This is a genomic window from Agromyces sp. NPDC056965, assembly GCF_042673425.1.
Taxonomy (GTDB): Bacteria; Actinomycetota; Actinomycetes; order Actinomycetales; family Microbacteriaceae; genus Agromyces.
This window is the reverse complement of record NZ_JBHURI010000038.1, coordinates 13,185-35,488: the sequence shown is the minus strand read 5'-3', so window position 1 is coordinate 35,488 and position 22,304 is coordinate 13,185. Positions and strand designations below refer to the sequence as shown.

Below are 22,304 nucleotides of genomic sequence, written 5' to 3'. Positions count from 1 at the left end.
CGCGGATGGCGCCGCCGACCGACTCGCGCGGAATCCGGGTGCGGAGCGGATCGGCCGCGGCGGTCGGCCTCGCTGTCGGTCTCGGCCTGCAGCTCCTCGAGCGCACGCCCGTCATCGACGTGCTCGGCAGCGTGGTCTACATCGTCTTCATCGCCTGCCTGCTGCGCGCGATCCTTCCGCGGCTCGGCGCGGCGGGCAGCGCGGCAGCGGCGTTCGGGTTCGCGACGGCGGTCGAGCTGCTGCAGCTGACCGCACTGCCGCAACTCGTCGTCGACGCCTTCCCGCCGTCTCGCCTGCTGCTCGGCAGCGCATTCGACCCGATCGACCTGCTCGCCTATGCGGGCGGCGCCGTGCTCGCGTTCGCGGTGCAGGTCGTGCTGGTCGGCACCGAGCGCGTCGTCGTCTCGCCCGTCGCCGACGACTGACCCGTCTCGATTCGAGACCAGCGGGTTGGGTACTGTCGTTGACGGACGCGTCCTCGACGCGACGGAGAGGAGGGCGCCGGTGTCCGAACACGACGGGCCGGATGAGGCTCCGCGACGCCCTCGCGGACGACGAGCGGCACCCGCCTCCCGCGCCGACGCGATGCTCGAGCCCGTGCTGCCGTACCTGGCGGCATCCAGCGCCTGGCTCAGCCGTCACCGAATCGGCGCGATGGTCGCGCTCACCGGTCTCGCCGTCGTCGGCATGGGCGCAGCGGGCATCGCCATGATGCAGGCTCCCGCCGGCGGTGCGTCCGGAAACGAGGCGTCGACGTCGATCGACGAGCCGCGACCGACCTCGACGTCGCCGGCAGCACCCAGCCCGTACGGCCCGGTGCTGCCGACCTCAGCGCCTCCGACGCCGGTTGCGCCGCCGCCCCCGGTACCCGAGGAGGTCATCGAGCCGCCGGTCGTGGTCGACGACGAGCCGGCCGAGCCGACGGTCGCGCCCGAAGAGCACGACGACCACCCCGGTCAGGGCAGAGGGCCGAAGAAGCCCAAGTGACGGGTCGGTGCCGCGGCGGCGTCACAACCACTTCTTGAACTTGAACACCGCATAGAGCCCCACGCCGAACAGCACCATCGCGGCGAGGGCGGCCGGATACCCGAGTTCCCAGTGCGTCTCGGGCATGACGTCGAAGTTCATTCCGTAGACCGTGCCGATGAGGGTCGGAGCGAAGATGATCGCCGCCCACGACGAGATCTTCTTGATCTCGTCGTTCTGGCGCAGGCTCGTGTCGGTCTGGCGTCGCGCGACGAGGGCCGAGTGCACCGTGAGCGCGTTGTCGAGGATGGCGCGGAACGAGCCGACCCGCTCGTTGATGCGGATGGCGTGGTCGAGCACGTCGCGGAGGGAGCGCTGCAGCTCGACGTCGACCCGGTACTTCTCGGAGCCCCGGCGCAGCCACTCGAGCATCGCCGCGAGCGGCTGCACGGCGCGCTGGAAGTTGATCACCTCGCGCGAGAGCTCGTAGATGCGCCGCGAGAGTGCGTCGTCGTCGCTGTCGCCGAAGAGCTGGTCCTCGATCTCGTCGATGTCGTTCTCGAGACCCGCGACGACCGGCTCGTACTCGTCGACGACCTCGTCGAGGATCGCGTAGAGCACGGCCTCCGGACCCATCGCGAGCAGCTCGGGGCTCGACTCCATGCGCCGGCGCACGGCGGCGAGGTCGGGCGACTCGGCGTGGCGGATGGTGACGACGAAGTCGGGGCCGACGAAGAGGTGGAGTTCGCCGAACTCGACCGTCTCGAGCTCGTCGCGGTACCGCGCGGGTCGCAGCACGGCGAAGAGGGTGTCGCCGTAGCGTTCGAGCTTCGACCGCTGGTGGCCCGTGAGCGCGTCTTCGACGGCGAGCGGATGCAGGTCGAATTCGCGGGCGACCGAGGCGACTTCGCGCGGACTCGGCCGGTAGAGCCCGATCCAGGCGAGGCCGTCATGGTCGTCCATGAGGCGGTAGGTGTCGTCGAGGTTCGTGGGCGTCTCGACGCGACGTCCGTCGACGTAGACGCCGTTGTCGACCAGTGGTGACATGAGCGATCCGTTCTCGCAGGGCGCGCGGCAGCGCGCCGGGTTCGGCAGGTGAGCGGTTGACGCCGCCAGCCGGTGCGGATCGGAACGCGGTTCCTGCGTGGGCGAGCAGGGCTCAGCGCAGGCGGGAACGGAGCGACGACGCAGCAGCGGTGGCAGCGTCGGTACTATGATCGGCCATCGCCCTCACCGCCTCTCGCATCAGGGGCCTCTCGCTCGCAGGCCCGACGGCAGAGTCTAGCCCACACGCCCGAGGCGTCGCGCGGCGCGGTCGATCGCCGAGACGACGGTCACCCCGGCCGTCCGCACCGGCCGGGGGAGGGGCAGCCGCGATGCAGCGGCCCGTGCCCGGCCGAACCGCGCCGTGCGCCGAACCTCCTTGCGCACCTCCGCATGGCGCAGTTCTCGGGCCCAGATCCGCGTCACCCGCTCCTCGTCGAACCGGCTCGCGGTACGCACGGCGGCGGCCCGCATGCGAGCGACGCGTCGCGGCGACATCCGCTGCAGCCGCTCGATCGCAGCGGCGAGCGCGTCGATGTCACCGGGCGGCACGAGGAAGCCGTTGCGTCCGTCGCGGATGAGGTCGGCCGGGCCGTAGGGGATGTCGTAGGCGATCGGCAGGCAGCCGGCGGCCATCGCCTCGACGAGCACGAGCGGGAACCCCTCGGAGTGCGAGGTGAGCAGGAGGAACGACGCGTCGGGGAGGTGCCGGCGCGCGTCGGGGTCGAATCCGTGGAGCTCGATCGCCGCGGGGTCGGTGATGCGGCGTTGGAGCGCCGGGCGGCTCTCGCCGTCGCCGTAGACGTCGAGGCGCACGTCGACGCCGGCTCGAGCGTTGGCCGCCTGCACGGCCGCGATCGCGTGCGAGACGCGCTTGCGCCGGGTGAGTGCGGCGAGCACGACGCCGCGGGCGGGGTCTCGTGGCGACGAATCGCGCGCAGGGGCGTCGTCGGGTGCGAGCGGCCTCGGGTTCGGGATCACGGCGAGGTGGTCGTGCCGGCCGATGATCTGCTCGAGGTCGTCGCGCTGCCGCCGCGAGAGCACGGCCACGACATCGAAGTCGTCGAGCCGCTCGAGCACGTCGCGACGCGACAGCCGGATCGGATGCGCATCGCTCGCCATCGCCGAGGCCGTCGCGCGGTGCGAGGCGTGCACGACGTGCGCGGTCACCACGTGCGCCCGCCGATACTCGAGCATGAACGGCGCCATCGTCTTGCTGTCGACGATCATGAAGCTCGCCTCGCCGGCGGTCAGCGCGTCGAGCCAGGCCCGGTACAGGGTCCAGAGGCGACGCCACGAACGCACGGGTCGCCCCTCGCCGTCGCACAGCACCACCGATCGCCCGCCGAGCACGCCGCGCTCGGAGGTGTCGTGCCGGTCGGAGAGGAGCAGCGTGCCGTCGTCGCGGTAGTGGTCGGTCTGCAGGGCGTTGCCGTCGGCATCGAGCCGTGACCGGCTCATGACGCGGTCGCCCCGCTGCCGCACCTCGCCCGCATCGTCGGGTGCGAGCGGAGTGAACGCGTCGCGATCGAGGCGCAGCGAACCGCCGGGCAGCGGATGCCGCCGGAGCCAGTCGTAGAGGTTCGTGATGCGCACGCCGGGCGCGAGCGCTCCTCGCTCGCGCAGCGCCAGCTCGACGTCGGGGGTGTCGGGGCGGGTGTCGAACGTCAGCACGTCGACGTCGACGCCGTCGACGCGGTGGAACGCCGCCGATCGCCGCAGCATCGCGTCGGTCATGCCGCCGAAGGCATCGGGGATCGACCAGGTGACAGCGAAGTGCCGGCCGTCGGGCAGCGCGATTCGTGTCATCCGCAACCCCCTGTCCTGCGCGGGTCTGACATGCCTCCGAGCGTAGCCACGAGGTCTCCGAGAGTCCTGAAGGCCGAACGGGCGGTGCCGGGCTTCGGCACAGGCCGCGTTCATGCGCCGTTCAGGCGGGCGTGGTCGGCTAGTGTCCATGCCAGGACGCCCGAGGTTGCGCGTCTTCACCGATCGATGGGATGAATCGTGACGAGCCGTACGGCCGAGTACCCCCGGCCGGACCATTTCCTCCTCCACATCAGCGACACCCACGTGCTCGCCGGTGGCGGCAGGCTCTACGACCGGGTCGCGAGCGAGCGGCACCTGCAGGCGCTCTTCGAGGAGTTCGAGGCATCCGGCGGCAGGCCCGAGGCGATCGTCTTCACCGGTGACCTCGCCGACAAGGGGGAGCCCGACGCGTACGACCGCATCCGTCGCATCGTCGACCCCGTCGCCGATCGGCTCGGCGCCCAGGTGATCTGGGTCATGGGCAACCACGACGAGCGGGCGGCGTTCCGTCGCGGGCTGCTCGGCGAGCGCGGTGCCGGCGCCGAGGGCGGCGTGCGCCCGGTCGACCGGGTCGACGACGTCAACGGGCTGCGCATCATCACGCTCGACTCCACCGTGCCCGGGCACCACCACGGCGAGGTCGCGCCTGAGCAGCTCGACTGGCTCGCCGAGGAGCTCTCGATTCCCGCGCCGCACGGCACGATCCTCGCCATGCACCACCCGCCGGTGCCGAGCGTGCTCGACCTCGCGGCGGCCGTCGAACTGCGCGATCAGGGCGGGCTCGCCGAGGTGGTCGAGGGCAGCGACATCCGCTCGATCATCGCCGGTCACCTGCACTACTCCTCGACGGCGACGTTCGCGGGAGTGCCCGTCTCCGTGGCCTCGGCCAGTTGCTACACGCAAGACCTCAACGTGCCCGTCGGCGGCACGCGCGGCCGCGACGGCGCACGCGCCTTCAACCTCGTGCACGTGTATCCGACCACGGTGCTGCACTCGGTCGTGCCGCTCGGGTCGTATGCCGCGCTCGACTGGATCGACGCCGAGGAGAGCGCGCGGCGCCTCGCGGCCTCGGGCATCGGCATCGCGGATGCCGCGACCGCTCCGGTGCCGAAGGACCCGCCGTTCACCATGCCGATCCCGGTGCTCGCGGGCTGACGGCCGCGAGCGCGCGCGCCGACGACCGGGCCTCCCGTTCCTCCGCGCGTCCTTCCGCGCGATCGGAGCGGAATGCCATACTCAGACGACTTCTCCCGAACGCAGCGGCCCTGCACGTGCGCGAGGTGAGCAGACGACCTGGGGAGGTGGCGTATGAGCACGGAGCTCGCCGCGATCATCGGAGGCCTGCTGATCCTGGCAGACCTCGCCATCCGCATCGCCGCGCTGATCATCGTGCCGCGGGGGCGCAAGCCGACCGCCGCAATGGCGTGGCTGCTCGCGATCTTCCTGATCCCCTTCGTCGGCATCCTGTTCTTCCTCCTGATCGGCAGCGTGAAGCTGCCGAAGCGGCGTCGGGAGAAGCAGCGCGAGATCAACGCCATGATCGCCGCGAAGACCGAGGGCGTCGACCTCACCCCCGACCGCGCGACGTGGCCGGAGTGGTTCGCCACGCTCACCGAGCAGAACCGCACGCTCGGTGCCCTGCCCGCCGTCGGCGGCAACACCGCCGAGCTCATCGGCGACTACCAGGCCTCGATCGACGCGATGGCCGCCGAAATCGACACCGCAGCCCGGTTCGTGCACGTCGAGTTCTACATCGTCTCGTTCGACGACACGACGCGCGGGTTCTTCGCGGCGATGGAGCGTGCGGTGCAGCGCGGGGTCACCGTGCGCGTGCTGCTCGACGCGGTGGCGACCAAGCGCACGGCGGACCACGACGCGACGTACGCCGAACTCGACCGCATCGGGGCGAAGTGGAGCTCGATGCTGCCGGTGCGCCTCCGCAAGGGCCAGTACCAGCGACCCGACCTGCGCAACCACCGCAAGCTCGTCGTCGTCGACGGGCTCGTCGGCTTCATGGGGTCGCAGAACCTCATCGCCCGCAGCTACAACTCGCCGAAGAACATCAAGCGCGGGCTCATGTGGCAGGAGCTCGTCACCCGGGTCACCGGACCGGTCGTGACCGCGATCAACACCGTGTTCATGTCGGACTGGTACCTCGAGACCGACGAGATCCTCGGCGATGAGGAGAACGTGCCGGCCGCGGCCGTGCCCGCCGACGATGCATCCGACGCGCTCGTCTGCCAGGTCGTGCCGAGCGGCCCCGGCTACGACGCCGAGAACGGCCTGCGGCTCTTCCTCACCCTCATCAACTCGGCGCAGCGACAGGCCATCATCACGAGTCCCTACTTCGTGCCCGATGAGGCGATGCTCTACGCGATCACCTCGGCCTGCTACCGCGGGCTCGACGTGCAGCTCTTCGTCTCGGAGATCGGCGACCAGGGCTCGGTCTGGCACGCGCAGCGGTCGTACTACCGCGACCTGCTGCAGGCCGGTGTGAAGATCTGGCTCTATCCGGGGCCGTACATCCTGCACTCCAAGCACCTCTCGATCGACGACGACGTCGCCGTGATCGGGTCGAGCAACATGGACATCCGCTCGTTCAGCCTGAACTCCGAGGTGTCGCTGCTCGTGCGCGGTCGTTCGTTCGTCGAGCAGATGCGCGCCGTCGAGCAGGGCTACCGCGACGCGGGGCGCCAGCTCACCCTCGAGGAGTGGGATCGCGAGCCCGGGTCGGCGACGTTCCTCGACGGAGTGGCGCGCCTCACCTCCGCGCTGCAGTAGCCGCGGCGGCTGCTTCAGGCGATGCGGTCGTGGGCAGCGGATGCCGCGGCGCCCGCCTGCTCCGAGGCATCCGTCGCCGCCTTCTCCCACGGGGCGGGGAACGGGAAGTAGCGCTCGAGGAAGTCGATGACGGCCGCCGTGCGCTCCTCGACCGAGATCTCGGGGAAGCTGCCGTCGTTCAGGCAGAACATGTCGTGATCGCGGTGCTTCAGGAGCTCCTTCATCGCGGGCAGGGCCTGGCGCAGCGTCGTCTCGACGTACTTGACGCGCGCATCGGTCTGCGCGACGGCGTGCCCGGCGAGCAGCGAGTAGTAGTGGTACAGCGAGTTCGTCACCGAGATGTCGGTCGCCGAGCGGAAGCGGCTCGCCGCCGTGCGCCGGAACTCCTCGGGGAACGCCCCTTCGAGCTCGGCCATGACGCTTTTGCGCAGCGGAGCGGCGCAGTGCTCGAGGTGCCGGGTCGTGACCTTGCCGAACCGTTCGCGCAGGAGCGCACGGTTGACCCGAGCGGCGTTCTCGAAGCCGCTCCGACCGGGGTGGGTCGACCCGAGGCCGATGCGGGTCGCGGCCTCGACGAACTTCGTGATGCCGCCGGGCGAGAAGAACAGCGACGGGCTCAGCGGGCGACCGAAGAACATGTCGTCGTTGGAGTAGAGGAAGTGCTCGGCGAGGCCGTCGATGTGGTGCAGCTGGCTCTCGACGGCGTGCGAGTTGTGCGTCGGCAGCACCGAGGTGTCGGCGAACATCGCCTCGCTCGGCACGATCGTGACCTTGGGGTGCTTCGCGAGCCAGGCGGGCGCACCCGAGTCGGTCGCGATGAAGATGCGGCGCACCCACGGCGCGAAGAGGTGCACCGAGCGCAGGGCGTACTTCAGCTCGTCGATCTGCCGGTAGCGGGCCTCGGAGTCGTCGCCCTCGCCGACGACGTAGTTCTGCATGCGCTTGGCCCGCTCGCGGATGAACTCCTCGCTCGAGCCGTCGACCCAGGAGAAGACCATGTCGATCTCGAAGTCGACGTCGCTCGCGAGCGGCTCCCACATGTGCTCGAGGGTCGGCCAGTCGCGCCCGTGCAGGTGCACGACGTCGTCGGTCGTCTCGGAGCGCTGGAGGGTGCGGCGCATCAGCACGTTCTCGGCGGGCGCCTCGATCGTCTCGTCGCCGAAGCGCCAGAACTCGAGCTGCACGCCGGTCTCGCTGCCGTAGCGGAGGCGTCCGATCGGTTCGACTCGGGGGCGGTAGACGCGCAGCAGGGTCGGCTTCCGTCCGGCGGAGAGCCGGCCGTCGGCCAGGAGCACGGGGTGCGTCTCCGCGGCGCGCTTCGGGGCGAGGGTCGCGGCGTAGAACGGCTCGTCGGCGAACGCCTCGGCGAAGGCGCGGGTCACGGCCTTGCGCTCGGCGCGGTCGACGGCGATGATCGGGCGGTCGTCGTTGCCGCGAACGAGGAGGAACGGGATCTCGGCGTCGTCGAGCGCGGCGCCGAGTGCGAGCAGGTCCTCGACCATCGACTCCTGCGGCGTCATGTGCCCGTTCCGCAGGGCGTACTGGCCCTTGCGCAGCACGAGGTCGTCGCGATCGAAGCGGAGCGCCCGACCGGCGGATGCCACGAGCACGAGTTCGGACGCATCGGAGAGCCGCATCGGCGGGGCGGGCGTCGCTTCCCTCCTCGCGAACGCGTGTCCGTCGTGCTGCTGCCGGTCAGGGGTTCGATCGCGGTCGGGTCTCGTCACGAAGCAGTGGCCTCCAGGGGGTGGGTGGGCGCGAGGTGCGCAGTGCTCTGATTGTACGCAGCGCAGAGCGCGCGGGCCCACGCCACTCGCTCTCTTGACAGCATGCTGTCAAGAGAGGAGAATGACAGCATGCTGACAAACAAGGAATCGAACGAGAAGCTCGTCGTGCTCTACGCCACGGACACCATGGCCGACTGGGAGTACGGCTACCTCACCGCAGGGCTGGGCATGGCCGGCGGTGCGATCCGGCTCGTGACCGCGGGCGAGACCGCGGCCGAGGTCGACACGATGGGCGGGCTCCACGTGCGTCCCGACATCGCGCTCGCCGGCCTCGACCCCGACGACATCGCCATGCTCGTCCTCCCGGGCGCCGACAGCTGGGGCGAGGGGCACGAGCAGGTGCTCGCGCTCGCCTCCCGTCTCGCCGCATCGGGTACCCCGATCGCCGGCATCTGCGGCGGCACCCTCGGCCTCGCCCGGGCCGGCCTCCTCGACGGGCGGCGGCACACCAGCAACGCCCCCGACTTCCTGGCCATGGCCGGCGAGTACGGCGGGGCGAGCCTCTACTCCGATGAGCGCGCCGTCGTCGACGGCGGGGTGATCACGGCGGGCGCGACGTCTCCGCTCGAGTTCGCCAAGGCGATCTTCGAGGAGCTCGGCGCCATGTCGCAGTCGGTCATCGACGCCTGGTACGGCCTCTACACCACCGGCGAGCGCCGATACTTCGATGCGCTCGTGGGTGCCGAATGACCACCCGACGCACCGTCGCGGGCGATGCCCTCACCGAGCTCGTGCTGCCGGTGTTCGAGCTGAACGGCGAGTTCCTCGAGGCGGCTCGCGACATCGCGGGACCCGAGGGGCTCACCCCAGCGCAGTGGCAGGTGCTCGGTGCGACGCTCGGCGAGGGGCTCCCGGTGGCCGAGATCGCCCGACGGGTCGGCCTCGGGCTCGCGCGGCAGAGCGTGCAGCGCACCGCTGATCTCCTCGTGGAGCGGGGGTGGGCGGAGTACGACGAGAACCCGCGGCACCGTCGCGCGAAACTGCTGCGGCCCACGGCCGACGGGCGGGCGGCCGTCGAACGCCTCGGTGCGGCCCAGCGCGCCTGGGCCGATGCCGTCGGTGCGGAGGTCGGCACGGCAGAGCTGCAGGCCGCACTCGCGACGCTGCTGCGCGTCGTCGACGCCTCGCGGCGGGTGCGCGGCGCCGCCGCCTGACGTCGGCGGCGGCGAGACCGAGCCCGGAAGTATGGCGGCCATGGGCTCGCGGTGCCCGCGGCCGCTGTGCTCACCCGCTGGTGGTGCGAGGAGATCGGCAATCCCGAGGATGATCGGCCGCCGACCCGCCCTCGGAATTGCAGATCTCCTCGAAATCGCACGAGCTCAGATCGACCCGTGCGACGGCCCCTCGGTGACGCCGCGTGACCCCGCGTGACCCCGCGTTGACACGTGTGACGGCGACCCTCGCGGCATCCACCCGGCCTCCCTAGCGTCGAGGCCAGGAGGTCGAAACATGACACGACTCATCATCGGCGCGATGGTCAGGGCCATCGGCGCCTATCCGTCCGGCTGGCGGTATCCGGGGGCTCATCGCGACCCGCGCGGCGACGCGGCGGTGCTGCGACGCGCGGCCGAGGTCGCAGAGGAGGCGCGGCTCGACTACCTCTTCTTCGGCGACTGGCTCGCCACCGGGCACGACCTCGAGTTCCGCGACCCGTATCTCGTGGCGCGCATCGACCCGATCTCGGCGATCACCTACCTCGCCGGGGTGACGAGTCGCATCGGGCTCATCGCGACGGCGAACACGAGCTACTCCGATCCGTACACGCTCGCCCGATCGACCGCGTCGATCGACCTGCTCTCGGGTGGCCGGGCCGGACTCAACCTCGTGACGGGCGCCGAGCCGCGCGCCGCCGGCAACCACGGTCTCGACTTCCACGCGGCCAACGAGTCGCGCTACGACCGCGCCGTCGAGTTCGAGATCGTGCTCCGCCGACTCTGGGACTCCTTCGAAGACGATGCGATCATCGCGGATGCCTCGAGCGGCGTGTACCTCGACCCGCAGAAGCTGCACGCCACCGACTTCCACGGCGAGCACCTCAGCGTGACGGGCCCGTTGAACGTCGCGCGGCCCGTGCAGGGTCACCTGCCGATCGTGCACGCCGGCACCTCTCCGCGATCCCGGCTGTTCGCCGCGCAGAGCGCCGACCTCGCGCTCGTCGCCGTCGGCGACCGCGAGCAGGCGATCGCGATCCGCGAGGAGCTGCGCTCGCTCGCGTTCGAGTCGGGCCGCGACGACCGCACGCTGAAGGTCATCGCGCCCGTGCTGCCGATCGTGGGGGAGACGCGCGAGCATGCGCAGTCGATCGCCGACGAGCTCAGCGAGCTCGTGCAGATCGCCGAGGACTGGCCCGGAGGGCCGCCCCCGGCGTTCCCGTCGAACCGTTCGCTCGCCCAGCTCTCCCAGCTCGTGGGGGTCGACCTCGCGGGGCTCTCACCCGACCGCTCGGTGACGCCCGCACTCGTCGCCGAGTTCACCGCGGCCGGACAGGAGCTCGTCGAGATCGTCGCCGAGCGCACCGGGCGGAGCCCATCGGGTGAGCGGCCGCCGACCCTGCGGCACCTCGTCGTCGCCGCCTCGGTCAACGCCTCGATGATCGTCGGCACGGCCGACGACATCGCCGCCGAGTTCGAGGCGTGGGGCGATTCCGGGGCCGTCGACGGGTTCAACGTGCTCTCGGCCGTGCAGCCGCAGCAGTTCGAGGCGTTCGCGTTCCAGGTCGTGCCCGAGCTGCAGCGGCGCGGGGTCCTTCCGACCGAGTACGAGGGCGAGACGCTGCGCGACCACCTCGGTCTGGGGCGCCCCGACAACGTGCACGTGACGCCCGGTGACACCGCGTTGCGCGTCGTTTCACCCCGTGACCGCGCGGGTCGCAGCCCGGTTGAGAGCGCCAGGAGACATCCGTAGCTTCAACCGGACACCCCCACCAGGGGTGCTCGCACGATCCGTTCCCGATCGAAGGAAGACCACCAGATGCCCACGCCACGCACCCGTCGCCTCATCGTCGCCGGCGCTGCCGCGCTCGCCGCGGCGACGCTGCTCGCTTCGTGCGCCACCCCCTCCGGCACGACACCGGCCGCCGCCGGCGGCGACCCCGTCGAGGGCGGCACGCTCACCTACCTCGAGCACCAGGCGCACACGACGCTCTACCCGCCGCAGGCCGGGTTCTACCCGAACGGCGGCATCGTGAACAACATCACGGCCCGCCTCACCTGGCAGGACCCCGAGTCGCTCGAGATCCAGCCGTGGGTCGCGACCGAGTGGACGGTGAACGCGGATGCCACGGAGTACACCTTCGAGCTGCGGGACGACGCGACCTTCTCCGACGGCACCGTCGTCGACGCCGCGGCCGTCGCGAAGAACTTCGACACCTACGGCCTCGGCGACGCCGAGCTCGGCCTCACCGTCTCGGAGGCGATCAACAACTACGCCTCGAGCGAGGTCGTCGACGACGACACGGTGACGTTCCACTTCTCGGCGCCGGCGCCGGGCTTCCTCCAGGCGACCTCGACGATCAACTCGGGCCTCCTCTCGCCCGAGACCCTCGACCGCAAGCTCGAGGACTTCGGCGCCGGTTCGTCGACCGAGATCATCGGGTCCGGTCCGTTCGTCATCACCGACGAGGAGATCGGCACGACGCTGCACCTCGAGGCCCGCGAGGACTACGACTGGGCGCCGCCGTCGTTCGAGCACCAGGGTCGGGCCCACCTCGACGCGATCGACCTCGTCGTGACGCCCGAGGACAGCGTGCGCATCGGGTCGCTCCTCGCCGGCCAGGCCGACGTGATCCGCTACGTGCAGGCGTTCGACGAGGCGCAGGTCTCGGGCGCGGGCTTCGAGGTCGTCGCGGCGCCCACCCGGGGCGTCAACAACTCGATCGGCCTGCGGTTCACGAACCCGCTGCTGAGCGACGTTCGCGTGCGCCAGGCGCTCGTGCACGGCGTCGACGCGCAAGAGGTCGTCGACACGATCTTCACCGAGAACTATCCCGTGGCGACGTCGCAGCTCGCCTCGACCGCGGCGGGCTACACGGACGAGTCGAAGGAACTCGCCTTCGACCCCGACCTCTCCGAGGAACTGCTCGACGAGGCCGGCTGGGAGGTCGGCGCCGACGGCATCCGCGAGAAGGACGGCGAGCGGCTCTCGCTCACCGTGTACGAGGCGAAGCCGCAACCGCTCTCGAAGCAGACCCTCGAGCTCGTCAGCCAGCAGCTCGCGAAGATCGGCGTCGAACTGAACGTCAAGGCGGCGGATGCCGGCAGCTACGCAGCCGACATCCTCGACCCGCTGAAGACCCCGCTCTACCACTCGATGGTCGGTCGCGCCGACAACGACGTGATCAAGAGCCAGTACTTCACGAAGAACCGCAACACCCTGCTCTCGAACGACGCGAAGCTCGACGAACTGCTGACCGCCGTGGCATCCGAGCCCGACGCTGCCGCGCGCGACGAGGCCTCGGCCGCCGTGCAGGACTACCTCACCGAGCAGGCCTACGTCATCCCGCTCTTCGAGGAGCCGCAGGTGTACGGGGCCGCGCCGTACGTGCACGGGTTCGCGACCGAGGCCGTCGCCCGCCCGCAGTTCTACGACACCTGGGTCGAGAAGCAGTAGGCCATGCCCTACCTGGCACGTCGCGTCGGGCAGGCGCTCGTAGTGCTCGTACTCGCCTTCACGGTGACGTTCGTGCTGCTGCAGGCCCTGCCCGGCGATGCGATCCTGATCAAGTTCGAGAGCCCCGAGCTCGGGCTGTCGCCGGCGCAGATCGCCGACATCCGGTCGAGCTACGGCGCCGACGTGCCGGCCTGGCAGCAGTACCTGCACACCGTGTCGGGATTCCTCGTGGGCGACTTCGGATACTCGGTGCAGTACGGCACGCCCGTGCACGAGCTGCTCGGGGCCGCGTTGCCCGAGACGATCGCGCTCGCGGGGCTCGGCTTCCTCGTCGCCGTGCTCATCGCGGTCGCGGTCGCGTTCCTCTCGACGCTCGCGCCGTTCGGATGGCTCCGCCAGGCCCTGCGCTCGATGCCCGGCGTGTTCGTGTCGGTGCCGGTGTTCTGGCTCGGCATCGTGCTGATCCAGGTGTTCTCGTTCCAGTTGAAGCTCGTGCCGGTGATCGGGGCGGATCCGCTGCAAGCCCTCATCCTGCCGGTGCTGACCCTCGCGATCCCGATCTCGGCACCGCTCGCCCAGGTGCTCGCCCGCGCGATCGACGACGTGCAGCTCTCGCCCTTCGTCGCCGTCGTGCGAGCGAAGGGCGCCGGCCCGGCGCGCGTCCTCTGGCGGGACGTCGCACGGAACGCGTTGCTGCCGACGATCACGATCGCGGGCGTGCTGATCGGCGAGCTCATCGGCGGGGCCGTCGTCACCGAGACGGTCTTCGGACGGGCCGGCGTCGGACGGCTGACCGAGCAGGCGGTGGCGAACCAGGACGTCGCGGTGCTGCAGGCGATCGTGATCCTCGCGGCGGTCGTGTTCGTCGTCGTGAACCTCGCCGTCGACCTCGTGTACCCGGTGCTCGACCCGAGACTGAAGCGGAAGGCGGTGGCGGCATGAGCGCAACCGACACGAGCATCACGATCCCCGAGCCGGTCGAGGGGAACGTGGCCGCGAGGCTCGCCTCGACGAGCGGCTCGGCGAGCGGATCGGATTCGGCGAGCGGATCGGCGAGTGGATCGGGCGCTGCTCGACCGGCGGTCGCACGTCGGCTCCGCGGCATCCGACCGGGGCTCGTGCTCGCATGGCTCGTCATCGCCGTCGTCATCGCGTGGGCGATCGTGCCGTGGCTCTTCACGGGGCAGGATCCGATCAGCGGCGTGCCCGCCGAGAAGCTGCAGGGCCCGAGCCTCGTGCACGTCTTCGGCACCGACGCGCTCGGACGCGACCTCTTCACCAGGGTCGTCTACGGCGCGGTGCATTCGCTCTCGGGCGCCTTCGTCGCCGTCACGGTCGGGCTCGTCGGCGGCACCCTGCTCGGCGTGCTCGCCGGTTCGCTCGGCGGCGCGGTCGACGCGATCGTCATGCGCATCGTCGACGTGCTGCTCTCGATCCCCGGCCTGCTGCTCGCGCTCTCGATCATCATCCTGCTCGGCTTCGGCACCGTGAACGCGGCGATCGCGGTCGGCGTCGGCTCGATCGCGGCGTTCGCGCGACTCTCCCGATCCGAAGTGGTCCGCGTGCGGCAGAGCGACTACGTCGAAGCGGCGTTCGGCTCGGGGGCACGGCTGCACACCGTGCTGTTCCGGCACGTGCTGCCGAACTCGTTGACGTCCGTCATCGGGCTCGCCGCCCTCCAGTTCGGCACGGCGATCCTCGCGATCTCGACCCTCGGCTTCCTCGGCTACGGGGCTCCGCCGCCGACGCCCGAGTGGGGTCTGCTGATCGCCGAGGGGCGCAACTACGTGGCGACCTCGTGGTGGCTCACGGTGCTGCCGGGGCTCGTGGTCGTCGCCGTCGTGCTCTCGGCCAATCGCATCAGCCATGCCCTCGGGAGGAACCGATGACCGAACCGCTGCTCGCGATCGAGCACCTCGACGTCGCCTACCGCACCTCGGCCGGGCCGCGTCGCGTCGTGCACGACGTGTCGTTCGACGTGCAACCCGGCGAGGTCGTCGCGCTCGTGGGCGAATCGGGTTCGGGCAAGACGACCACGTCGAGCGCCGTGCTCGGCCTGCTGCCGGGCGGCGGGCGCATCGAGTCCGGGGCGATCCGGCTCTCGGGCACGGACATCTCGCGATGGAACGACGCGCGCCTGCAGGGCGTGCGCGGTGCGCGCATCGGCTACATCCCCCAGGACCCGGTGTCGTCGCTGAACCCGGTGCGCCCCATCGGCGTGCAACTGGCCGACGCCTTCCGCATCCACGGGCGGGGGGATCGCCGCGACGTGCGCCGCCGCGTGCTCGAGCTGCTCGAGCGCGTCGGCCTCGACGACCCCGCCCTGCGGGCGAAGCAGTACCCGCACGAGCTCTCGGGCGGCATGCGGCAGCGCGTGCTGATCGCGAACGCCGTCGCCCTCGAGCCCGAGCTCGTGATCGCCGACGAGCCCACGAGCGCACTCGACGTGACCGTGCAACGGCGCATCCTCGATCTCATCGACGAGCTGCGCCGTGAGCACGGCACCGCGGTGCTGCTCGTCACGCACGACCTCGGTGTCGCGGCCGAGCGCGCCGAGCGGGTCGTCGTCATGCAGCACGGACGCATCGTCGAGCAGGGCGGGACCGAGGCGGTGCTCGATGCGCCGGCCGAGGCCTACACGAGGCAATTGCTGGCGGATGCCCCGGGGCTCGCGGATCATGCGTTCCGCCACCCCACGCCCCCGCTCTACCTGCGCGACCCGGGCGTCGCCGCCGCCGAGAACCCGTTCGTGCTCGAGGCATCCGGGCTCGTGAAGGAGTTCTCGCTCGGGCGCGGCCGTGAGCCGTTCCGCGCCGTCGACGACGTGTCGTTCAGCGTGCTGCGCGGCACCACGCATGCCATCGTGGGGGAGTCGGGCTCGGGCAAGACGACGACGGCGCGCATCATCGCCCGCTTCGTGACGCCCGATGCGGGCGAGGTCTCGCTCGCCGGCGAACCGGTCACGGCGCTCGCCGGGCCCGCCAGGCGCGCGTTCCGCCGGCGCGTGCAGCTCGTCTACCAGAACCCGTTCGCCTCGCTCGACCCGCGTCAGTCGGTCGAGGAGATCATCGCCGAGCCGCTGCGCAACTTCGGCGTCGGCGATCGGCGCTCGCGATCGGCATCCGCCCGGCAGCTCATCGATCGGGTGTCGCTGCCCGCGCAGCTCGCCTCGCACCGACCCGGCGAACTCTCGGGCGGGCAGCGCCAGCGGGTGGCGATCGCGCGCGCGCTCGCGCTCGAACCCGAGCTCGTCATCCTCGACGAGGCCGTGTCCGCGCTCGACGTCACCGTGCAGGCCCGCATCCTCGAGCTGCTCGAGCAGCTCCAGGGCGAACTCGGCCTCAGCTATCTCTTCATCTCGCACGACCTGTCGATCGTCGCGCGCCTCAGCCACTCGGTCTCGGTCATGCGCCGCGGCCGCATCGTCGAGAGCGGGGCGACCGAGCAGGTCTTCCGCGCCCCGCAGCACGACTACACGAGGGAGCTGCTCGACGCGGTTCCCCGACGAGCAGCACCACCAGCGCCGGCCGCACTCCCCGCAGTGTCGGCGGCATCCACCGGAAAGGCCCTCGCATGACCCGCATCGGATTCTTCACCAGGTTGCTCGACGACGCCGGCCCTGCCGAGCGCTACCGCATCGCGACCGAGCAGATCGTCACCGCGGAGCGCCACGGCTTCGATTCGGCGTGGGTCGCCCAGCACCACTTCCACGCTGCGGAGGGCGGGCTGCCGTCGCCGTTCGTGTTCCTCGCGCATGCGGCGGCGTCGACCTCGCGCATCAGGCTCGGCACGGCCGTCGTGACCCTGCCGCTCGAGGACCCGGTGCGGGTCGCCGAGGACGCGGTCGTGCTCGACCTGCTGTCGGGCGGTCGCGCCGAACTCGGCCTCGGTTCGGGCTCGACGCCCGCGTCGTTCCTCGCGTTCGGCGAGCGGTCGGAGGATCGCGCGCGGGTGTTCTCGGAGAAGGTCGACGAACTCGTGGCCGCACTCGCCGGTGGTGCGCTCGGCGACGATGCGAACCGCCTGCAGCCGCCCGGCCGGGATCTGCTCGGCCACGTCTGGCAGGCGACCTTCTCGGCGACGGGCGGCACGCGCGCTGGGCGCGCGGGCCACGGGCTCATGCTCTCGCGCACGCAACCGAGGCCGGCGGATGCGCCGAGGGCGTCGATCGCCGAGCTGCAGCAGCCGATCGTCGACGCGTACCTCGCGTCGCTCCCGCACGGCGTGCCCCCGCGCATCCTCGCGTCGCGCACGCTCTTCGTCGCCGACTCCCGCGAGGAGGCGCGTCGCCACGCCGAAGTCGGGCTGCGCCGGGCGGCCGCCGGGTTCGCGCGCACCGGGCAGCCGCCGTTCGGCGACTCGCTCGACGAGCTCATCGCCTCGTACGACACGCACGTGGGCACCGTCGACGAGGTCATCGAGTCGCTGTCCGCCGACACCGTCGCCGCGCAGGCGAGCGAGGTGGCGTTCCAGGTGCACTCCGTCGATCCGCCCCACGAGCTCGTGCTGCGCTCGATCGAGCTGATCGCCCGCGAGGTCGCCCCGGCGCTCGGGTGGGGGAGTGCCGCGCCCACCGGCGCGGGCGTCGCGCACGCGGCATCCGCTCGCTGACCGCGCCGCCGGCCCCGCCTCGGACCGCCTGTCTCATCCGCACCCCAATCGCCCACTCACCGCCAGACACGAACACGAAGGAACGGGAACGCCACATGACCGACATCATCGACCGGCTAGCAGGGGTGACGCCCGGCGGCGCCGTCGACGCGCTCCGGAGGCACCGGCCCGTCACGCGCGACAACGCGCAGGCGAGCTACGACGCCCTCTTCACGAACATCGACCCGGCGCACGCGACGCTCGCCGAACGCGCGGCCGTCGCCCAGTTCGTCGCGATCCTGCACGACGACGAGATCGCGACCGACCACTACGCGGCACTCACCCGCGAGTCGGGCGGCGAACCGCTCGCGCTCGCCGTCGGCGAACTCGCCGCGGCGGCCCGCACGACCGGCCCCTACGGCGACTACCCGGCCGAGGGTGCGCTCGCGGCCGAGAGCACGGCCGGGCTCCGCTTCGCCGTCGACGACCGCGCCCGCGACGACCTCGGCTCCCGGGTCGCCGCGTCGCTCGAGCACGCCCATCTCCTCGTGTTCCGGCCGCGCGAGTCGTCGGTCGCGGCCCTCGCCGCACTCGGCGATGCCGGCTGGTCGACCGACGGCATCGTCACCCTCTCCCAGCTCGTGTCGTTCCTCGCGTTCCAGTTGCGCGTCGCGGCCGGGCTCCGCCTGCTCGCCACGGAGGACGCAGCATGACCGAACAGACGATCGACCGCACCGACGGAGCACCGGCAGCGTCGACGGATGCCGCGGCGGGCGCGCCCGTGCGCATCATCGCGCACCCCGAGGCATCCGTGCCCCAGGCCTTCACGCAGGCCGAACTCGGCTGGCTGCCGTGGCTCGAACCCGCCGACGAGGCGAGCCTCACCGAGCGCCAGTACGAGGGACTCGTCGATCGGCCGAGAGCGAAGAGCGACTACTTCCGGCTGCTCGTGCGCGACCCCGACATCCTGAAGGCGCGCACGCTCGCCGACAAGGACATCTTCTACAACGCGAAGGACGGACTGCCGCGCGCCGAGCGCGAGCTCGCCGCGGCGGCGACGAGCCGGTTCAACGGCTGCATCTTCTGCGCCTCGGTGCACGCGCGCTTCGCGACCCACCACTCCAAGCGCCACGACGACGTGCAGCGACTGCTCGACGCCGGCGTCGATGCCCCGCAGGACACCGCATGGCGCGCCGTCATCGATGCGGCCGTCGCGCTCGCGGCGACGCCGTCGCGACTCGAATCGCGGCACCTCTCGGCCCTGCGAGCGGCGGGCTTCGACGAGCAGGCCGTCTCGGACGTCATCCACTCGGCGGCGTTCTTCAACTGGGCGAACCGGTTGATGCTCTCGCTCGGCGAGCCCGAGAACCCGCCCGGCGAGTAGGGCGGCTCGACGGAATCGCGTCGGCGTCGTCGGTGCACGGCCGAGTGTGTCGCAATGTGTCGCGGTGTGACCCTCCGCGGCGGGACCGGTTGAGGGCGATTCCCGTGATCCGTAGCCTCGTCGCCACACCCGCAATCGAGGAGCATCCGTGACCGTCACCGAGCAGTTCGCGACGCGCGAGGCCGTGCGCCGCGCCCCGGCGACTCCGGCGACTCCGGCGACGGATGCCGCAGCCCCGCTTCGCCCCGTCGGCCCCGGCCCCCTCGCGGTGCTCGCCGACGCGGGCCTCGAGGTGCCCGTACTCGGCGGCGGCGTCGTGCGGCACGTCAACCTCGACGTCGCGGCATCTGCTCCCGCGTTCGAGGTCGTGGCGCAGCAGGTGACGCGCGTGCTGCCCTACTACGCGAGCGTGCACCGCGGCTCGGGGTATCCGTCGCAGTTGTCGACGTCGCTCGTCGAAGACGCCCGACTCTCGGTGGCCCGTCACGTCGGCGCGCGCGACGACGACCTCGTCGTCTTCACCCGCAACACCACCGACGCCCTGAACCTGCTCGCCGGTGCCGTGCCGGGCGACACCGTGGTGCTCGACCTCGAGCACCACGCCAACCTGCTGCCCTGGCGTTCGCGTCGCGTCGTCGAGGGGCGGTCGACGATCGCCGCGACCCTCGACGCCCTCGACGCCGAGCTCGCCCGCACGCCCGCCGCGCTGCTGTCGGTGACCGGTGCGTCGAACGTCACCGGCGAGGTGCTGCCGATCGACCGGCTCGCCGAGATCGCGCACGCCCGTGGCGCGCGCATCGCCGTCGACGCCGCGCAGCTGCTGCCGCACCGCCGGGTCGACGTCACGGCCTCGGGCATCGACTACCTCGCCTTCTCGGGGCACAAGGCCTACGCGCCCTTCGGCGCCGGAGCGCTCGTCGGCCAGGCCGACTGGCTCGACGCCGCACCCGCCTACCTCGCCGGCGGCGGAGCCGTCGACGCCGTGCGGGTCGACGGCGTCGACTGGAAGCAGGGCGTCGAACGGCACGAGGCCGGCACGCCCAACGTCGTCGGCGCCGTCGCCATCGCCCGCGCGCTCGCCGAGCTCGAGCGGCTCGGAGACGATGCGCGGCGCGACCATGAGCAGGCGCTCACGCGCCGACTGCACGAGGGGCTCGCCGCGCAGCAGGGCGTGCGCGTGCTGAGCGGATTCGACGGGCTCGGCGACCGGCTCGGCATCGCGACGATCGAACTCGAGCGCGGCTCCGTCGGCCTCCTCGCCGCGGCGCTCGGCGCCGAGCACGGCATCTCGGTGCGTGCCGGCCGGTTCTGCGCGCATCCCTTCTTCGAGCGCACCGCCACGCGGTCGAACGGCCTTCGCGCGAGCCTCGGCGCCGGCAGCTCGGCCGACGACGTCGACCGCTTCCTCGACGCGCTCGCCCGGCTCATCGCCGACGGCCCGGCCCACGCCTACGACCACTCGCCCGACGGCTGGTGTCCGCGCGTCGACGACCGCCCCCGCCCCGACTTCGCCCTCGTCTGAGACCCGACTCCGCCCTCGCCGGGGACCACCCCTGCGGGGGCTTCCGCATGCCCGCGGCGCTCGCTAACGTCGGCATCGGAGGGCGCAGATGGCCGACGACGACGAGCAGCTCGAGGCTCGCGCGATCGCGCTGCGCCGGGTCGTCTACGGCACGCCCGAGGGCTACGCATCGGATGCCTCGGCGGAACTCGCCGCCGTCGAGCAGGAGCTCGCGCGCCGACGGGCGGCGCTCGGCACGGCGCCTGCGGGCGAGGCGAGCGGCGAGGCATCCGCCGGCCTGCCTGACACCGACGGGCCGGAGCGGTCGGCTGCCGCGAACCCGGCACCCGGCCGGCGACCGACGGGCCGCCTCGCCACCGTGGCCGCGTTCCTCGCCGTGCTGGCGGTGGCGGCCGGGCTCGGTGCGGGTGCTGCGATCGGCCTCGCGCAGACGCCCGTCGGCCTCGCGGTGTTCGACCGCCCGCAGCGTGCGAGCGACGAGAGCCTGACGGTCGCGCTCGGCGTGCAGGCCGACAGCGTACGCAACGTCGGCGAACTCTTCGGCCGCGGATTCTGGGCGTTCAGGAACGGGGACGACCGGGTGTGCCTCTCCGTGGTGCCGCTCGGCACCGGCACCGTCGAGCGCGGGGAGTGCGCTTCGACCGCTCGGTTCGCGGAGCACGGCATCTCGGTGCAGTACTCGATGGCCGAACTCGGCGTGCACCGGCCGGGCGGCGCACGCGACACCGATCTCGTGCAGGTGACGTGGAGCCCGACCGCGGCCGAACTCGAATGGGTGCTGCTCGCCGTCGCTCCGTGAGGCCGTTGCATCCGTCACCGAATCGATACTCAACGACCACCCGTCGTAGTCCACACTTGGCGCATGGGATCAGCGTTGACCACCATCGGACTCCCCGTCGCCCTCGGCATCATCATGTTCGGGCTCGGACTCTCACTCACCCCCGGCGACTTCGCGCGCGTGGCGAAGCATCCGAAGGCGGTGATCATCGCCCTCGTCTGCCAGCTGCTCGTGCTGCCGGCGCTCTGCCTCGGCCTCGTGCTCGTGTTCCAGCTGCCGCCCGTGCTCGCGGTCGGCATGATGCTGCTCGCCGCGTCGCCCGGCGGCACGACGGCGAACCTCTACAGCCACCTGTTCCGCGGCGACGTCGCCCTGAACATCTCGCTCACGGCGATCAACTCGGTGCTCGCGGTCTTCACGCTCCCGCTCATCACGAACCTCGCGATCGCCTACTTCCTGCCCGGCGACGACGGGCTCGGCCTGCAGCTCGCGAAGGTGGTCGAGGTGTTCGCGATCGTGCTGCTGCCCGTCGTGCTCGGCATGCTCGTCCGCTGGTGGCGCCCGGCATTCGCCGACCGCATGGACAAGCCCGTGCGCATCGCCTCGGTCGTCATCCTCGTGATCGTGATCGCAGGCGCGATCGTCTCGAACCTCGAGCTGCTGCTCGCGAACTTCGGCAGCCTCGCCGCCATCACGGTGCTCTTCTGCGTGCTGAGCCTCAGCGTCGGCTACCTCGTGCCGCGCCTGCTGCGGGTCGGCCCGGCCCAGTCGATCGCGAGCTCGTTCGAGATCGGCATCCACAACGCGACCCTCGCGATCGTCATTGCGCAGACCGTCATCGGCAGCGTCGAGATGAGCCTGCCCGCTGCCGTCTACGGGGTGCTGATGTTCTTCGTGGCGCTCGGCTTCGGCTTCCTCATCCGTCGCCGCGACCCTGCACCCGAGCGGGCGGATGCCGCCGCCGACGCCGTGCCCGCCGCGAACGCCGAGGCGGGGGAGCCGGCGAGCTGACCCCCGGCATGCCGGTGCGCAGCT

The 22,304-nt window shown here is 71.6% G+C and carries 20 protein-coding genes; 17 read left to right on the top strand and 3 right to left on the bottom strand.

Translation table 11 applies throughout. From position 1 onward, the window contains the following. Positions 1–5: 5 nt before the first annotated feature. Positions 6–425 carry a DUF2809 domain-containing protein gene (locus ACFTQE_RS11385; protein WP_376925170.1) on the top strand — a complete coding sequence of 140 codons (420 nt, stop codon included), beginning with the start codon at positions 6–8 and terminating at the stop codon, positions 423–425. Positions 426–504: 79 nt separating this feature from the next. After that, positions 505–987, top strand: a complete 483-nt coding sequence (locus tag ACFTQE_RS11380) for a hypothetical protein (RefSeq protein WP_376925169.1) — start codon at positions 505–507, stop codon at positions 985–987. 21 nt (positions 988–1,008) lie between these two features. Here the strand turns inward: ACFTQE_RS11380 and ACFTQE_RS11375 are convergent, their stop codons facing one another. Beyond that, positions 1,009–2,013, bottom strand: coding sequence for a magnesium and cobalt transport protein CorA (locus tag ACFTQE_RS11375; RefSeq protein ID WP_376925168.1), 1,005 nt, complete (start codon positions 2,011–2,013; stop codon positions 1,009–1,011). 234 nt (positions 2,014–2,247) lie between these two features. Next, entirely contained in the window at positions 2,248–3,819 is a 1,572-nt protein-coding gene (locus tag ACFTQE_RS11370) for a glycosyltransferase (protein WP_376925167.1), read from the bottom strand. A 198-nt stretch (positions 3,820–4,017) separates the two neighbouring features. On the opposite strand from ACFTQE_RS11370, the gene ACFTQE_RS11365 reads away from it, so the two are divergent. Beyond that, positions 4,018–4,974 carry a phosphodiesterase gene (locus ACFTQE_RS11365; RefSeq protein WP_376925166.1) on the top strand — a complete coding sequence of 319 codons (957 nt, stop codon included), beginning with the start codon at positions 4,018–4,020 and terminating at the stop codon, positions 4,972–4,974. 153 nt (positions 4,975–5,127) lie between these two features. Further along, entirely contained in the window at positions 5,128–6,600 is a 1,473-nt protein-coding gene (gene cls, locus ACFTQE_RS11360; protein ID WP_376925165.1) for a cardiolipin synthase, read from the top strand. A gap of 14 nt (positions 6,601–6,614) precedes the next feature. Here the strand turns inward: cls and ACFTQE_RS11355 are convergent, their stop codons facing one another. After that, complete coding sequence (locus tag ACFTQE_RS11355) at positions 6,615–8,237, bottom strand: stealth family protein (RefSeq protein WP_376925176.1); 1,623 nt, start codon at positions 8,235–8,237, stop codon at positions 6,615–6,617. A gap of 219 nt (positions 8,238–8,456) precedes the next feature. On the opposite strand from ACFTQE_RS11355, the gene ACFTQE_RS11350 reads away from it, so the two are divergent. The 13 genes from ACFTQE_RS11350 to ACFTQE_RS11290 all read left to right on the top strand — a co-directional run bounded on the left by ACFTQE_RS11350 (position 8,457) and on the right by ACFTQE_RS11290 (position 22,280). Then, positions 8,457–9,077 carry a DJ-1/PfpI family protein gene (locus ACFTQE_RS11350; RefSeq protein ID WP_376925164.1) on the top strand — a complete coding sequence of 207 codons (621 nt, stop codon included), beginning with the start codon at positions 8,457–8,459 and terminating at the stop codon, positions 9,075–9,077. Beyond that, positions 9,074–9,541 (top strand): MarR family winged helix-turn-helix transcriptional regulator, encoded by a 468-nt coding sequence (locus tag ACFTQE_RS11345; protein WP_376925163.1) that lies wholly within the window; start codon positions 9,074–9,076, stop codon positions 9,539–9,541. The genes ACFTQE_RS11350 and ACFTQE_RS11345 overlap by 4 nt, the downstream gene beginning before the upstream one ends. Before the next feature lie 295 nt (positions 9,542–9,836). Further along, the gene (locus ACFTQE_RS11340) at positions 9,837–11,291 is read left to right on the top strand and encodes an NtaA/DmoA family FMN-dependent monooxygenase (protein ID WP_376925162.1); all 1,455 of its coding nucleotides are present in this window, start codon (positions 9,837–9,839) and stop codon (positions 11,289–11,291) included. Positions 11,292–11,357: 66 nt separating this feature from the next. Further along, entirely contained in the window at positions 11,358–12,995 is a 1,638-nt protein-coding gene (locus ACFTQE_RS11335; protein WP_376925161.1) for a TIGR04028 family ABC transporter substrate-binding protein, read from the top strand. A 3-nt stretch (positions 12,996–12,998) separates the two neighbouring features. Next, on the top strand, positions 12,999–13,937 hold the full coding sequence (locus ACFTQE_RS11330; protein WP_376925160.1) for an ABC transporter permease: 939 nt from the start codon (positions 12,999–13,001) through the stop codon (positions 13,935–13,937). Next, entirely contained in the window at positions 13,934–14,884 is a 951-nt protein-coding gene (locus ACFTQE_RS11325; RefSeq protein ID WP_376925159.1) for an ABC transporter permease, read from the top strand. The genes ACFTQE_RS11330 and ACFTQE_RS11325 overlap by 4 nt, the downstream gene beginning before the upstream one ends. Further along, positions 14,881–16,572 (top strand): dipeptide ABC transporter ATP-binding protein, encoded by a 1,692-nt coding sequence (locus ACFTQE_RS11320; protein ID WP_376925158.1) that lies wholly within the window; start codon positions 14,881–14,883, stop codon positions 16,570–16,572. Before ACFTQE_RS11325 ends, ACFTQE_RS11320 begins: the two co-directional genes overlap by 4 nt. Beyond that, entirely contained in the window at positions 16,569–17,606 is a 1,038-nt protein-coding gene (locus ACFTQE_RS11315; RefSeq protein ID WP_376925157.1) for a putative FMN-dependent luciferase-like monooxygenase, read from the top strand. The genes ACFTQE_RS11320 and ACFTQE_RS11315 overlap by 4 nt, the downstream gene beginning before the upstream one ends. A 95-nt stretch (positions 17,607–17,701) precedes the next feature. Further along, on the top strand, positions 17,702–18,298 hold the full coding sequence (locus ACFTQE_RS11310; RefSeq protein ID WP_376925156.1) for a CMD domain protein: 597 nt from the start codon (positions 17,702–17,704) through the stop codon (positions 18,296–18,298). Then, positions 18,295–18,969: an alkylhydroperoxidase domain protein gene (locus ACFTQE_RS11305; RefSeq protein ID WP_376925155.1), complete on the top strand. Its 675-nt coding sequence runs from the start codon at positions 18,295–18,297 to the stop codon at positions 18,967–18,969. Before ACFTQE_RS11310 ends, ACFTQE_RS11305 begins: the two co-directional genes overlap by 4 nt. A 148-nt stretch (positions 18,970–19,117) precedes the next feature. Continuing rightward, positions 19,118–20,491 (top strand): aminotransferase class V-fold PLP-dependent enzyme, encoded by a 1,374-nt coding sequence (locus tag ACFTQE_RS11300; protein WP_376925154.1) that lies wholly within the window; start codon positions 19,118–19,120, stop codon positions 20,489–20,491. Between the two features lie 88 nt (positions 20,492–20,579). Then, entirely contained in the window at positions 20,580–21,290 is a 711-nt protein-coding gene (locus tag ACFTQE_RS11295; protein ID WP_376925153.1) for a hypothetical protein, read from the top strand. A gap of 63 nt (positions 21,291–21,353) precedes the next feature. Next, positions 21,354–22,280: a bile acid:sodium symporter family protein gene (locus ACFTQE_RS11290; protein ID WP_376925152.1), complete on the top strand. Its 927-nt coding sequence runs from the start codon at positions 21,354–21,356 to the stop codon at positions 22,278–22,280. The last annotated feature ends 24 nt before the right edge of the window (positions 22,281–22,304 follow it).